We start from the raw sequence: 12,775 nt of genomic DNA, 5'->3' as shown, positions 1-12,775 counted from the left end.
CCCGCCCCCCGAAACCGGGGCGGGGAGCCGCTGCGTTTTTTAGGAGAGTTTGGGCCATGCGTCGCGTTGTCGTCACCGGACTGGGGCTTGTCACGCCACTGGGCGCCGATGTGGAGACCTGCTGGGCGAACCTGATCGCCGCGCGCTCGGGCGCCGGCACCATCACCCGCTTCGATGCCACCGATTATGCCTGCCGCATCGCGTGCGAGGTGAAGCCCAAGGAGCATGACTGGGGTTTCGATGCCGGCAAGCGCGTGGACCACAAGGTGCAGCGGCAGGTCGATCCGTTCATCGTCTATGGCATCGATGCCGCCGGCCAGGCGCTGGAGGATGCCGGGCTGACCGGAATGAGCGAGGCTGAACGGCTGCGCGCGGGCTGTTCGATCGGTTCCGGCATTGGCGGCCTGCCCGGCATCGAAAGCGAGTCGCTGGTGCTCGAGCACAAGGGGCCGCGCCGCGTGTCGCCGCATTTCGTGCATGGCCGGCTGATCAACCTCATCTCCGGCCAGGTGTCGATCAAATATGGCCTGATGGGGCCGAACCATGCGGTGGTGACGGCGTGCTCGACCGGCGCGCATTCGATCGGCGACGCGGCGCGGATGATCGCGATGGACGATGCCGATGTCATGCTGGCGGGCGGCGCGGAAGGGGCGATCTGCCCGATCGGCATTGCCGGCTTCGCCCAGGCGCGCGCGCTGTCGACCGGCTTCAACGACAGCCCCGAACGCGCCAGCCGCCCCTATGACCGCGACCGCGACGGCTTTGTGATGGGCGAGGGCGCGGGTGTCGTCGTGCTGGAAGAATATGAGCGGGCCAAGCGGCGCGGCGCGAAAATCTATGCCGAAGTGGTGGGCTATGGCCTGTCGGGCGATGCCTATCACGTCACCGCGCCGCACCCGGAAGGGTCAGGCGCCTATCGCTCGATGGAAATGGCGGTGCGCAAATCGGGCCTCAGCCTGGGCGACATCGACTATATCAACGCGCACGGCACCTCCACCCCGCTGGGTGACGAGCTGGAGCTGGGCGCGGTGCGCCGGCTGTTCGGCAATGCCATCGGCACGCTGTCGATGAGCTCCACCAAATCCGCGATCGGCCATCTGCTGGGCGGCGCGGGCGCGGTGGAAAGCATCTTCTGCATTCTGGCGATGCGCGATCAGGTGGTGCCGCCGACGTTGAACCTCGACAACCCCAGCGAAAACTGCGTGGGCGTCGATCTGGTGCCTCACCAGGCCAAGCAGCGTAAGGTTAAGGCGGTGCTTAACAATTCCTTCGGCTTTGGTGGTACAAATGCCAGCCTGGTGATGGTCGCGGTTTAACGCCTGCAACCGGCGGGGAGTGCGATGCGCAGACTGGGATGTTTCGGCCTGATCGCGCTGCTGGCGGTGCTGGGGGCGGCGATGCTTGCGTTCCAGGACTGGGGCGGGCGCGGGCCGCTCAATCGCAACACCAGCTTTCAGGTGGCCGAGGGCGCCTCGCTCGCGCAGACGGCGGAGCGGCTGGAAAAGGCGGGCGCGATCCGCTCGGCCGCGCGCTTCAAGCTGTTTGCGCGGCTGTTCGGCGCGTCGGCGCCGGTGAAGGCGGGCGAATATCGCATCCCGGCGCGCCTCAGCGCGGCCGACATCCTGAAGCTGCTGCAGGGCGGCAAGACGCTGCAACGCTTCGTCACCATCCCCGAAGGCCTGCCCTCTGTGCTGGTGCGGGACCGGCTGATGGCGGCCAAGGAACTGACCGGCCCGGTCGCCGTGCCGGTGGAGGGCACGGTGCTGCCCGACAGCTATAGCTTCCAGCGCGGCGACACCCGGCAGCAGGTGCTGGACCGGATGCAGAACGCCATGCTGCTCTACCTTGCCCGCGCCTGGGAGGCGCGCAAGCCGGGCATCGCGGTGAGCAGCCCGCGCGAGGCACTGATCCTGGCCTCCATCGTGGAGAAGGAAACCGGCAAGCCCAGCGAGCGGCGGCTGGTGGCGGCGGTTTATTCCAACCGGCTGAAACGCAGCATGATGCTGCAGGCGGACCCCACGACCATTTACCCCATCACCCGGGGCAGGCCGCTCGGGCGGCGCATCCTGCGCTCTGAATTGCACGCGAAGAACGGCTACAACACCTATGCGATGACCGGGCTGCCGGCGGGCCCGATCTGCAACCCGGGCCGCGCCAGCATCGACGCGGTGCTCGACCCCGAACAGTCCAACGCGCTCTATTTCGTGGCAGACGGCACCGGCGGCCACGTGTTCGCCGACACGCTCGATCAGCACAATGCCAATGTGCAGAAATGGTATGCGCTCCGCCGCGCCCGCGGCGAGATGTAGGCTGGGGCTTCCCTAGCCCCTCCCCTTCAGGGGAGGGGTTGGGGTGGGGCCTCTCCAACGACGCAGAGCCTTGCATCGAGGCCCCACCTCCCGACCTCCTCCCCTGAAGGGGAGGAGGAGGGGCGCAGCCCTATCGCGCGAAGGCTGCCGCTGCCCGGGCCTTGTCGCGCACCTCGTCGGTGGAGCCGGCGGTCATCCAGCTGCCGCCCACGCAGAGCACGGGATCGAACGCCAGCCACTCCGGCGCGGTGGCGGCGGTGATGCCGCCGGTCGGACAAAACTTGGCCTGGAAGAAGGGGGCGGCGAGCGCCTTCAGCGACTTCAGCCCGCCGGTGGCTTCGGCGGGGAAGAATTTGAAATGGGTCAGGCCAAGGTCGAGCCCGCGCATAATGTCTCCCGCCGTGGCGACGCCGGGCAGAAAGGGCACGCCGCTGGCGATGATCGGCTCTGCCAGCCGTTCGGTCAGCCCGGGGGAGACGATGAACTCGGCGCCGGCTGCCATTGCCGCGTCGAACTGGTCATGGTTCACCACCGTGCCCGCGCCGACAATCGCGCCGGGCACGCGCTTCATCTCGGCAATCGCGTCGAGCGCGGCGGGCGTGCGCAGCGTGACTTCGAGCACGGTCAGCCCCGCGTCGACCAGCACCCGGGCGAGCGGGCCGGCGGCGCCGGCATCCTCGATCACCAGCACGGGAATGACGGGGGCGGCGCGCATGATCGCCTCGATCGACATCAGCCATGCTCCTGGGCAAAGGCGGCCGCGGCGCCGAACAGGCCGGGCTGCGGGTGAGTGATGAGCTTGACCGGTATCGCCTCCATCAGCGCGCGGAAGCGCCCCTTGGCGGCAAACCGCTCGGCAAAGCCCGACCGTGTCAGATGGTCCTTCAGGCGCAGGCCCAGCCCGCCGGCGACCACCACGCCCTTGGCCCCCTGCGCCAGCGCCAGATCGCCCGCCACCGCGCCGAGGCTGAGGCAGAAGCGGTCGAGCGCGGCGAGCGCCAGGCTGTCGCTCCCCTCCAGCGCCATTGCCCAGATCGCCTTGTCGTCCAGCCTTGGCACCGCGCGCCCCTCGATCGCGGCCAGGCTTTCATAGATGGCGATGATGCCGGGGCCGGAGCAGATGCGCTCGGCCGAGACACGGGTATAGGCGGTGCGCAGCCGCTTGAGCAGCGCATCCTCCACCGTGTCGAGCGGGGCGAAGTCGACATGGCCGCCCTCGGTCTCGATCACGTGATAGCCATGGCCGGTGCGCAGGATCTGCGCGACGCCAAGCCCGGTACCGGGGCCGCACACGGTGATGCTGCCGCGCGCCGGCAGCGGCGCATCGGGGCCGGCCAGATGGATGAAATCACCCGCGTCGAGCTGCGCGGCGGCATGGGCGACCGCGCCGAAATCGTTGATCAGCACGTGCCGGTCGACATGCAGACGCTCGCCGATCAGCGCGGGGCGGATGATCCAGGGATTGTTGGTGAGCTTGATCAGCTCGCCACCCACGGGGGAGGCAATGGCGATCGCGGCGGCGCGGGGCAGCGGGCCGGCGCTGGCGGCAAAGGCTTCCCACGCGGTCTGCAGGCTGGCGAAATCGGCGGTCTTCAGCGTCAGCGGGTCGCCCAGCGACGCGACCCGCCCGTCTGCCACTTCGGCGAGCGCAAAGCGGGCATGGGTGCCGCCGATATCAACCGCGACCAGCCGCACCGGCTCAGAGCCCCGGCATCGTGGCGAGCAGCGGCGATCCGCCCAGCTCCGCCTCGTTCGCATGTTGGCGGAACAGCGCGAACAGCTCGCGCCCGCAGCCATCGGGGGAGGCGGGCGCCTCTACGGGCGTGCGCGCGGCCCAGTCGGCGGAATCGACCAGCGCTTCGAGCACGCCGCTCTCCGCATCGACGCGCACCACATCGCCATCGCGCAGCCGCGCGAGCGGCCCGCCGCCCAGTGCCTCCGGGCTGGCATGGATTGCGCACGGTACCTTGCCCGACGCGCCGGACATGCGCCCGTCCGTCACCAGTGCCACCCGGTGCCCCCGGTTCTGCAGCACGCCAAGCGGCGGGGTGAGCTTGTGCAGTTCGGGCATGCCGTTGGCGCGCGGCCCCTGAAAGCGGACGACGACGACCACGTCACGGTCCAGCTCGCCGGCCTTGAACGCGGCCTGCACCTGCGCCTGATCTTCGAACACGCGCGCCGGCGCCTCGATCACCCAGCGGTCGCGCTCGACGGCGGAGACCTTGATGCAGGCGCGGCCCAGATTGCCGGTCAGGATGCGGAAGCCTCCCTCGGGCGAGAAGGGGTTGCCGGCCGGGCGCACGATCGTCTCGTCGCCGCTGGCGCCGGGGTCTGCCCAGGCCAGCCGGTCGTCGGCCAGCACGGGTTTCTGCGCATAGGCGGACAGATCGTCGCCGCTTACGGTCAGCAGGTCGCGGTGGAGCAGCCCCGCGCCCAGCAGCTCGCGGATCACGAAGCCCAGGCCGCCTGCCGCTTCGAACTGGTTCACGTCCGCCGCGCCATTGGGATAGACCCGCGCCAGCAGCGGCACCGCGCGCGACAGCCGGTCGAAATCGTCCCAGTCGATGCGGATGCCGGCCGCCATCGCAATCGCCGGCAGATGGATGAGATGGTTGGTCGAGCCGCCGGTGGCGAGCAGGCCGATCGCAGCGTTGACGATGGCTTTTTCGTCCACGCAGCGCCCCAGCGGGCGATAATCCTGCCCCGCCCAGCCGATCTGCGCCACCCGGTGGATCGCCGCGCGCGTCAATTCCTGCCGCAGCTTGGTGCCGGGATTGACGAACGCGGCGCCGGGCACATGGAGCCCCATGAACTCCATCATCATCTGGTTGCTGTTGGCGGTGCCGTAAAAGGTGCAGGTGCCCTTGGAATGATAGGCCGCGATTTCGGCGTCGAGCAGCTCGTCCTTGCTCGCGCGCCCCTCGGCAAAGGCCTCGCGCACCTTGGCCTTTTCGCGGTTGGGCAGGCCGGAGGGCATGGGCCCGCCGGGGATCAGGATGGTCGGCAGATGGCCAAAGCGCAGCGCGCCCATCAGCATGCCCGGCACGATCTTGTCGCAAATGCCCAGCAGCACCGCCCCTTCGAACATGGCGTGGCTAAGCGCGACGGCAGTGGACAGCGCGATGGTGTCGCGGCTGAACAGCGACAGTTCCATGCCGGCAAAGCCCTGGGTCACGCCGTCGCACATCGCCGGCACGCCGCCCGCCACCTGCGCGGTGGCGCCGGCCTCGCGCGCGAAGACCTTCAGCTGTTCGGGGTATCGGTAATAGGGCGCGTGCGCCGACAGCATGTCGTTATAGGCGGTCACGATGCCGATGTTCATCGCGCCGCCCGCGCGCATCGTGTCGCGGTCTTCCTCGGTGCCGGCATAGCCATGGGCGAGATTGGCACAGCCCAGCCGGGGGCGGCCGATGCCCTGGTCGCGTTCACGCTCGATCAGCGCCAGATAGGCCTGGCGGGTGGGGCGCGATCGTTCGATCACCCGGTCGGTGACGGCGGCAATGGTGGCGTCAAGACGCATCAGGCACTCCAGTGGATGTCGACGGGCAGCTCGACATCGGCGAGCACCCGCCCGATGGGATAGGGGCTGGCGGGACCTTGCTTGATAGCCGCCTCGATCACCGCGCGCTTGGCGTCGCCGGTCACCGCCAGCATCAGCGCGCGGCTGGCGCCAATGGCGTGGGCCGTGAGCGTAACGCGCGCCACCGGTGCTTCGGGCGGCAGCGGCTCGGGCATCACGCCCACCGCGCGGCGCTGGCGCGGGCCGGCCACGGCCTCGTCATAATCGGGGCCGGGGAAAATGGAGGCGGTATGGCCATCCTCGCCCACGCCCAGAACGCACAGGTCGAGCGGCCAGTGCACATCCTGCAGCCGGGCATCGGCAGCGCGGCCGGCAGCCTTATAATCGGTGGCGGCTTCGCTGGTGATGGGCAGCACGCGCGCCCCCTTGGCCATGAAGGTCTTGGCAATGGTGGTGACGTTGGACAGCGCATCGCCCATCGGCACCAGCCGGTCGTCGGTGGGCAGGATGGTCACCCGCTTCCAGTCGAGCTTGGCCTGGGCCAGCTTGTCATAGATGGGCAGCGGCGTTTTGCCGCCGGGCAGCGCGATGACGGCGGCACCGCGCGCGTCGATTGCCGATTCGATGATGAAGGCGGCATCGCCCGCCACCGCTTTGGCCATTTCGTCCCGGGTGTCGTAATCCCACCATTCGATCTCGGTCATCTGCGCACCCGCTTTCCTTTTTTGTCCGTGCCGATCCGGCGCTGCCTTCATGCCTTGGTCAGCGGCCAATGGCTATTCGTCGCGCCACGTAACCCCGTCGCGCTCGGTGAGCGCAATCGCGGCCGACGGCCCCCAGCTGCCCGCCGCATAGGGGCGCGGCGCCATGCCGTTCGCGGCCCAGCCGGCGCGGATCGCGTCGATCCACTGCCACTGCGCCTCCACCTCGTCGCGGCGGACGAACAGCGTCGGGTCGCCCTCGATCAGGTCGAGCAGCAGCCGTTCATAGGCAATGCGCCGACGGGTGCCGGCAAATTCGGTGTCGAGCGACAGGTCGAGCGGCACTTCGCGCAGGCGCACGCCCTCGCGGTCCAGCCCCGGCTCCTTGGCCATCACCAGCAGGCGGACATGCTCCTGCGGCTGAAGCCGGATGACCAGCCGGTTCGGCTCCAGCCGGCCGCCGCGCGCCGCAAAGATCGAATGCGGCACCGGCTTGAACTGGATGACGATTTCGGAATGCCGCTGGGGCAGCCGCTTGCCGGTGCGCAGGTAGAAGGGCACGCCCTGCCAGCGCCAATTGTCGACATGCGCCTTGATGGCGACGAAGGTTTCGGTGGCAGAGGCCGCGCCCAGTTCCTCGGCATAGCCCTTCACGATCGCGCCGTTCACGGCGCCCGCGCCATATTGGCCGGTCACGGTCAGATGCGGCACCTCGGCAATCGACATCGGGCGCAGCGAGCGCAGCACCTTCACCTTTTCATCGCGGATGGCGGTGCCGTCAAAGCGGGCAGGGGGCTCCATCGCGATCAGCGCGAGCAGCTGGAGCATGTGGTTCTGCACCATGTCACGCAACGCGCCCGAGCCGTCATAATAGCCCGCGCGCCCTTCCAGCCCCACGGTCTCGGCGACGGTGATCTGGACATGGTCGATCCCGCGCGCGCTCCACACCGGCTCGAACAGCGCATTGCCGAAGCGCAGCGCGAGGATGTTCTGCACCGTTTCCTTGCCCAGATAATGGTCGATGCGGAAGGTGCGCTCCTCGGGGAAAACCTCCGCCACAGCGTCGTTGATCTCGCGGCTGCTGGCAAGGTCGGTGCCCAGCGGCTTTTCCAGCCCGATGCGTACATCGGCACAGGCAAGCCCCGCCGCGCTTAGCCCCTGGATGGTCGGCCGGAACAGCGACGGCGCGGTCGACAGGAAGATGGCAAGCCCCTCTTCGCAACCGCCCACTTTCTGCGCCAGCGGGCCGAACCCGTCGGGCCGGCTCGCGTCGAGCGGCTGGTAGGCGAGCCGGTCGAGAAAGCGGGCGATCTGCCCGTCACTCCGGCGATCATCGGTCAGGAAGGTGCTCAGCGCGTCGCCGGCAAAGCTGCGATAGCTGGCATCGTCATGCTCGGATCGCGCGGTGCCGGTGATGGCCAGCGTCGGCGGCAACAGGCCGTCGGCGTGCAGGCCGTAAAGCGACGGCAGCAGCATGCGCTGCGCCAGATCGCCGGTGGCGCCGAACAGCAGCAGCTTGGCGGCCGCGCTCAAAGCCTGAGGCCCGCCACCGGATCGAGCCCGGCCATGATGTTGAGGTTCTGCACCGCCGCGCCCGCTGCCCCCTTGCCCAGATTGTCGAGCGTGGCGATCAGCCGCGCCTGACCCGCTGTCGCATTGCCGCACACGCGCAGCGTCAGCCGGTCGGTGCCGGCATTTTCCTCGATCCGGATCAGATCCTCCTCCGGCGCGACGGTGATCAGGCGGCTGTCGCGATAGGCGTTCGCCAGCGCATCCCGGATCGCGCTCAGCGCCGGCCGGCCGGGCAGGGCGTGGAGCGGCAGCGGCACTTCGACGACCATGCCGCGATAGGTGCGCGCAACCGCCGGCGCGAAGATTGGCGGATGGGCGAGGCCGCCATGGTGCTGCATCTCGGGCACATGCTTGTGCGCCAGGCTGGTGGCATAGCCGCGCAGCGCGGTGGCCTCGGTGCCGCTTTCGAAATCGGCGATCATTGCCTTGCCGCCGCCCGAATAGCCCGAGACGGCGTTGACGCTGAGCGGCCAGTCGGCCGGCACCAGCCCGGCCACCACCAGCGGGCGTACCAGCGCCAGAAAGCCGGTCGGATAGCAGCCCGGGTTGCTGACATGGCGCGCCGCCGCGATTGCTGCCGTCTGGCCGGGATCGAGCTCGGCCATGCCATACGCCCAGCCCGGGGCGACGCGGTGGGCGGTGGAGGCGTCGATGATGCGCGTGGTGCCGCCGGCGACCATCGCCACCGCCTCGCGCGCGGCATCGTCGGGCAGGCACAGAATGGCGATGTCGGCATCGTTCAGTGCGGCTGCGCGCCGGGCGGGATCGCGCCGTTCGGCATCGTCGAGCATGATCTGGGCAATGTCGGCGCGGCCGGCGAGGCGTTCGCGAATCTCAAGGCCGGTAGTGCCGGCGGCACCGTCGATGAACAGGTGGATCACGGCCGTTCCGGCACGACCGGTTCAAGGTCTGCGCGCGCGGCATAGCCGGCAAGGCCGTGGCCCGGCGCCTTGCCCCAGGCCTGGCCGTGCGCCAGGTCCAGCACTTCGATGATGTCGCCGGGCGCCAGCATGGCCACGATCTCCGCATTGTCCGCCGGCCCTGCCTTCAGCGGCGTGGCCCGTGCCACCACCATAGGCAGCGGTGCGGCATAATGCGGGGCGAATACGTATTCGGCGAGGCGGACATCGGCCAGATCGCGGCGTACCGCGTTGGTTTTCGGGTCAAGCGGCCGCGACGGACCGGTCAGGAAAAAGCTACGCGCCGGTCCGTTTGGATGCTGGTGTGCCGGCGTAGGAGTCGCCGATGAATTGCCCGAAATCTTCAAGAAAAGCTGCCCCTTCGGCGGTCCGCACAACATGGATGTTGCGGCGGTCGCGTTCGTCAAGTTGACGACGCAGATAGCCGAGGCCGGCAAGCCTGTTCAAGGCGCGTGTGATCACCGGCTTGGAAACGTTGAGCGCCTTGGCCAGGCCGCGCACCGTGTGCGGCCCCGGTTCCAGATAGACGATCATCAGCAGCGCCATCTGCCGGTTGGTAAGGTCCGGCTCGCCCGATCGCACATAGTCGATCAGCGAGGTTTTCCAGTTGAGCAACGCGCCGCCAAGCGGTTGCCAATCGGGGCGGAAAGGTACCTGGACGATGTTCATCGCGACCAATCTTTTTACTGACACAACCATCGGCCAAACGCGGGCGCGCGGCAAAGGTTGCATGGCTGCCGAAAATTATTTCGCTTCCGATCCTATTCGGCCGGATGAAGCGGCCGGTTGATCAGCGCGGGCGGCTCGCCTATGTGCGCCTCCACACGCCGCCGCCAAGGTGGCTCCTCCAATCTGAAGTCAGGCTGCATGATCTTTACGTTTTTGCTCGTTGTTCAGGCGCTGGTCGCCGCGGCTATGGTCGGGGTGATCCTGATGCAGCGGTCCGAAGGGGGCGGCCTGGGCATGGGCGGCAGCCCGACGGGGCTGATGTCTGCACGCGGCGCGGCCGACTTCCTCACCCGCACGACGTCGATCCTGGCGGTGCTGTTCATCGGCCTGTCGATCCTGCTGGCGGTGCTGGCGGCGACGCGCAACGCCTCGCGGGTGCAGGTGCCGACCGCGGCCCAGCGCAGCGCGCCCGCCGCGCCGCGCGGTGGCGCGGGCGCGCTGGGTGGCGCACCGGCGGCCAATTTCGGCACGCAGAAATCGGCCGCGCAGCTGGCTGCCGAGGCCGCCAATGGCGCGGCGGCCGCCAAGGCACCGCCGCCGCCGGCCAATGGCTCGGTCCCGCTCGAGCGCTGACGCCCTTCCTCAGCCCGAAAATTTTTCCAGGGCGCGGTTGAGTCGGGCGCTTGCCCCGGCGCCGCGTTCACCGCTAGGCGTTTTCTCCCATGGCGCGGTTCATCTTCATCACCGGCGGCGTGGTTTCCTCGCTCGGCAAGGGTCTTATGGCGGCAAGCCTGGCGGCATTGCTGCAGGCGCGCGGCTATCGCGTGCGCATCCGCAAGTTCGACCCCTATCTGAACGTCGATCCCGGCACGATGTCGCCCTATCAGCATGGCGAAGTCTATGTGACCGACGACGGCGCCGAGACCGACCTCGATCTTGGCCATTATGAACGCTTCACCGGGGTTGCCAGCCGCCAGTCGGACAATGTGACCTCGGGCCGCATCTACAAGACGATCATCGAGCGGGAACGGCGCGGCGATTATCTGGGCGCGACCGTGCAGGTCATCCCGCACGTGACCGACGCGATCAAGGCGTTCGCGCGCGCCGATACCGACGATCTGGATTTCGTGCTGTGCGAAATCGGCGGCACGGTGGGCGACATCGAATCGCTGCCTTTCATCGAGGCGATCCGCCAGCTGCGCAACGATCTGGGGCGTGGCGGCTCGATCAGCATCCATGTCACGCTGGTGCCGTTCATCGCCGCCGCCGGCGAGCTGAAGACCAAGCCGACGCAGCACAGCGTGCGCGAGCTGGCCTCGCTCGGCGTGCAGCCCGATGTGCTCGTGTGCCGCGCCGAACGCCCGCTGCCCGAGGGTGAGCGCGCCAAGATCGCCCAGTTTTGCAACGTGCCCAAGGATGCGGTGATTCCCGCGCTCGATGCGCCCTCCATCTATGCGGTGCCGCTGCAATATCATGCCGAGGGGCTGGACCATGCCGTGCTCAACGCCTTCGGGCTGGATGCGCGCGAAGAGCCGGACCTGTCGCGCTGGCGCGATATCGTCGAGCGGCTGGAAAATCCCGAAGGCACCGTCACCATCGGCGTGGTCGGCAAATATGTGGGCCTGCCCGACGCCTATAAGTCGCTGAACGAGGCACTGGTTCATGGCGGCATCGCCAACCGGGTGAAGGTGGACATTCAGTGGATCGACGCCGAACTGTTCGAGGGGCCGCACAGCGACATCGCGGCAAAGCTGGAGCCGATGCACGCCATTCTGGTGCCCGGCGCGTTCGGTGAGCGCGGCGCGGAAGGCAAGATCGCCAGCATCCGCTTCGCCCGCGAACGGCGCGTGCCCTTTTTCGGCATCTGCTTCGGCATGCAGATGGCGTGCATCGAAGGAGCACGCAACCTGAGCGGCATCGCCCAGGCCTCCTCCACCGAATTCGGCCCGACCGAGGAGCCGGTGGTGGGCATCATCACCGAATGGATGACGCCCGAAGGCGTGGAAAAGCGCGAGGCGGGCGGCGATCTGGGCGGCACGATGCGGCTGGGCGCCTATCCGGCCCGGCTCGATGGCAACAGCGTCGTCTCGTCAATCTATGGCGCGACCGAGATCAGCGAACGCCACCGCCACCGCTGGGAAGTGAACACCGGCTATCGTGACCGGCTGGAGCAGGGCGGGCTGGTCTTCGCCGGCATGTCGCCCGACGGGATGCTGCCCGAAATCGTCGAGCGGCCGGACCATCCCTGGTTCGTGGGCGTCCAATATCACCCCGAGCTGAAGTCGAAGCCGTTCGACCCGCATCCCTTGTTCAAGAGCTTCATCGAAGCGGCGGTGCGGCAGAGCCGGTTGGTTTAGGGGGCACCGAACGCCCCGACGAGCGATAAGCGCCCGGGCGACAAACCCGGGCGCTTCGCGTTTCTGGCGGGTGATGTTTACGCCGGCTGGGTTTCCACCACCGCCGGTGCGCCGGTCTTGATCTCCACCGTCTTGGGCTTCATCGCCTCGGGCACTTCGCGGATCAGGTCGATGGTCAGCAGGCCGTCGGCCAGCCGGGCCTCCTCGACGCGGACGAAATCGGCCAGCTCGAAGCGCCGCTCGAAGCTGCGCGCGGCAATGCCCAGGTGCAGGAAGGCACCGGTGGGGGCGGCATCTTCCTTCTTGCCCTTCACCAGGAGCAGGTTCTGCTGCGCGGTAATCTCGATCTCGGCGCTCGAGAAACCGGCCACCGCAATGGTGATGCGGTAGTGATTCTCGCTCAGCCGTTCGAGGTTGAAGGGCGGGTAATTCTCGGTCTGCGCCTGGCGGGCGCTGGCTTCCAGCATGTCGAACAGCCGGTCGAAGCCGATCGCCGAACGGCGATAGGGGGTCAGGTCAACTCCACGCATTTTCATCCTCCAAAAGAGCAATGGTTCTGCAGGGCCCGCCATGATGCGCGGCCCGGCGTCGCGGCCCGATTGGCGCCGTGACGGGGTGGAATCTGGGTTCGGCCGATGAAAGTTCAAGACCGGGGTAGGGGCGCGGAAAACGGCAAACGCCCGGACCGTTTCCAGCCCGGGTGCCTGCGTGACGAACGCTCGTCAGC

14 protein-coding genes are annotated in these 12,775 nt (G+C 68.3%); 5 read left to right on the top strand and 9 right to left on the bottom strand.

What is annotated here, in order from left to right; genetic code table 11:
- Positions 1 to 56: 56 nt before the first annotated feature.
- Entirely contained in the window at positions 57 to 1,316 is a 1,260-nt protein-coding gene (fabF, locus tag K2Y03_RS02050) for a beta-ketoacyl-ACP synthase II (RefSeq protein WP_294087815.1), read from the top strand.
- A gap of 24 nt (positions 1,317 to 1,340) precedes the next feature.
- Positions 1,341 to 2,309 carry an endolytic transglycosylase MltG gene (mltG, locus tag K2Y03_RS02045; protein ID WP_294087814.1) on the top strand — a complete coding sequence of 323 codons (969 nt, stop codon included), beginning with the start codon at positions 1,341 to 1,343 and terminating at the stop codon, positions 2,307 to 2,309.
- A gap of 130 nt (positions 2,310 to 2,439) precedes the next feature.
- On the opposite strand, the gene eda is transcribed toward mltG, so the two are convergent.
- The 8 genes from eda to K2Y03_RS02005 form a co-directional block, all read right to left on the bottom strand.
- Complete coding sequence (gene eda, locus K2Y03_RS02040) at positions 2,440 to 3,042, bottom strand: bifunctional 4-hydroxy-2-oxoglutarate aldolase/2-dehydro-3-deoxy-phosphogluconate aldolase (RefSeq protein WP_294087813.1); 603 nt, start codon at positions 3,040 to 3,042, stop codon at positions 2,440 to 2,442.
- Positions 3,042 to 4,004, bottom strand: a complete 963-nt coding sequence (glk, locus tag K2Y03_RS02035) for a glucokinase (protein ID WP_294087812.1) — start codon at positions 4,002 to 4,004, stop codon at positions 3,042 to 3,044. The genes eda and glk overlap by 1 nt, the downstream gene beginning before the upstream one ends.
- Before the next feature lie 4 nt (positions 4,005 to 4,008).
- Complete coding sequence (gene edd, locus K2Y03_RS02030; protein ID WP_294087811.1) at positions 4,009 to 5,829, bottom strand: phosphogluconate dehydratase; 1,821 nt, start codon at positions 5,827 to 5,829, stop codon at positions 4,009 to 4,011.
- On the bottom strand, positions 5,829 to 6,533 hold the full coding sequence (gene pgl / locus K2Y03_RS02025; RefSeq protein WP_294087810.1) for a 6-phosphogluconolactonase: 705 nt from the start codon (positions 6,531 to 6,533) through the stop codon (positions 5,829 to 5,831). Before pgl ends, edd begins: the two co-directional genes overlap by 1 nt.
- A gap of 72 nt (positions 6,534 to 6,605) precedes the next feature.
- Positions 6,606 to 8,063, bottom strand: a complete 1,458-nt coding sequence (gene zwf / locus K2Y03_RS02020) for a glucose-6-phosphate dehydrogenase (protein WP_294087809.1) — start codon at positions 8,061 to 8,063, stop codon at positions 6,606 to 6,608.
- Positions 8,060 to 8,983, bottom strand: a complete 924-nt coding sequence (gene argC / locus K2Y03_RS02015) for an N-acetyl-gamma-glutamyl-phosphate reductase (protein ID WP_294087808.1) — start codon at positions 8,981 to 8,983, stop codon at positions 8,060 to 8,062. The genes zwf and argC overlap by 4 nt, the downstream gene beginning before the upstream one ends.
- Positions 8,980 to 9,171: a hypothetical protein gene (locus K2Y03_RS02010; protein ID WP_294087807.1), complete on the bottom strand. Its 192-nt coding sequence runs from the start codon at positions 9,169 to 9,171 to the stop codon at positions 8,980 to 8,982. Before K2Y03_RS02010 ends, argC begins: the two co-directional genes overlap by 4 nt.
- Before the next feature lie 127 nt (positions 9,172 to 9,298).
- Positions 9,299 to 9,691 (bottom strand): MarR family transcriptional regulator, encoded by a 393-nt coding sequence (locus K2Y03_RS02005; RefSeq protein WP_367114747.1) that lies wholly within the window; start codon positions 9,689 to 9,691, stop codon positions 9,299 to 9,301.
- Between K2Y03_RS02005 and K2Y03_RS02000 the strand changes: the two genes are divergently transcribed.
- The 3 genes from K2Y03_RS02000 to K2Y03_RS01990 all read left to right on the top strand — a co-directional run bounded on the left by K2Y03_RS02000 (position 9,684) and on the right by K2Y03_RS01990 (position 12,048).
- Positions 9,684 to 9,812, top strand: coding sequence for a hypothetical protein (locus K2Y03_RS02000; RefSeq protein ID WP_294087806.1), 129 nt, complete (start codon positions 9,684 to 9,686; stop codon positions 9,810 to 9,812). The genes K2Y03_RS02005 and K2Y03_RS02000 overlap by 8 nt on opposite strands.
- Before the next feature lie 77 nt (positions 9,813 to 9,889).
- Positions 9,890 to 10,324: a preprotein translocase subunit SecG gene (secG, locus tag K2Y03_RS01995; protein WP_294087805.1), complete on the top strand. Its 435-nt coding sequence runs from the start codon at positions 9,890 to 9,892 to the stop codon at positions 10,322 to 10,324.
- Positions 10,325 to 10,413: 89 nt separating this feature from the next.
- Positions 10,414 to 12,048, top strand: coding sequence for a CTP synthase (locus tag K2Y03_RS01990; RefSeq protein ID WP_294087804.1), 1,635 nt, complete (start codon positions 10,414 to 10,416; stop codon positions 12,046 to 12,048).
- A 77-nt stretch (positions 12,049 to 12,125) separates the two neighbouring features.
- On the opposite strand, the gene K2Y03_RS01985 is transcribed toward K2Y03_RS01990, so the two are convergent.
- Positions 12,126 to 12,578 carry an Hsp20 family protein gene (locus K2Y03_RS01985; RefSeq protein ID WP_294087803.1) on the bottom strand — a complete coding sequence of 151 codons (453 nt, stop codon included), beginning with the start codon at positions 12,576 to 12,578 and terminating at the stop codon, positions 12,126 to 12,128.
- Between the last annotated feature and the right edge of the window lie 197 nt (positions 12,579 to 12,775).

The sequence above is a fragment of the Sphingomonas sp. genome, from assembly GCF_019746015.1.
Taxonomy (GTDB): Bacteria; Pseudomonadota; Alphaproteobacteria; order Sphingomonadales; family Sphingomonadaceae; genus Sphingomonas.
Note: the sequence above shows the minus strand (reverse complement) of the source record. Positions and strands in the feature narration are given on the sequence as shown.

Excerpts from the sequence above, each read along its gene's own strand:
- fabF (WP_294087815.1), top strand. The coding sequence starts at position 57 with ATGCGTCGCGTTGTCGTCACCGGACTGGGGCTTGTCACGCCACTGGGC.
- mltG (WP_294087814.1), top strand. The coding sequence starts at position 1,341 with ATGCGCAGACTGGGATGTTTCGGCCTGATCGCGCTGCTGGCGGTGCTG.
- eda (WP_294087813.1), bottom strand. The coding sequence starts at position 3,042 with ATGTCGATCGAGGCGATCATGCGCGCCGCCCCCGTCATTCCCGTGCTG.
- edd (WP_294087811.1), bottom strand. The coding sequence starts at position 5,829 with ATGCGTCTTGACGCCACCATTGCCGCCGTCACCGACCGGGTGATCGAA.
- pgl (WP_294087810.1), bottom strand. The coding sequence starts at position 6,533 with ATGACCGAGATCGAATGGTGGGATTACGACACCCGGGACGAAATGGCC.
- K2Y03_RS02000 (WP_294087806.1), top strand. The coding sequence starts at position 9,684 with ATGTTCATCGCGACCAATCTTTTTACTGACACAACCATCGGCCAAACG.
- K2Y03_RS02005 (WP_367114747.1), bottom strand. The coding sequence starts at position 9,691 with ATGAACATCGTCCAGGTACCTTTCCGCCCCGATTGGCAACCGCTTGGC.
- secG (WP_294087805.1), top strand. The coding sequence starts at position 9,890 with ATGATCTTTACGTTTTTGCTCGTTGTTCAGGCGCTGGTCGCCGCGGCT.
- K2Y03_RS01990 (WP_294087804.1), top strand. The coding sequence starts at position 10,414 with ATGGCGCGGTTCATCTTCATCACCGGCGGCGTGGTTTCCTCGCTCGGC.
- K2Y03_RS01985 (WP_294087803.1), bottom strand. The coding sequence starts at position 12,578 with ATGCGTGGAGTTGACCTGACCCCCTATCGCCGTTCGGCGATCGGCTTC.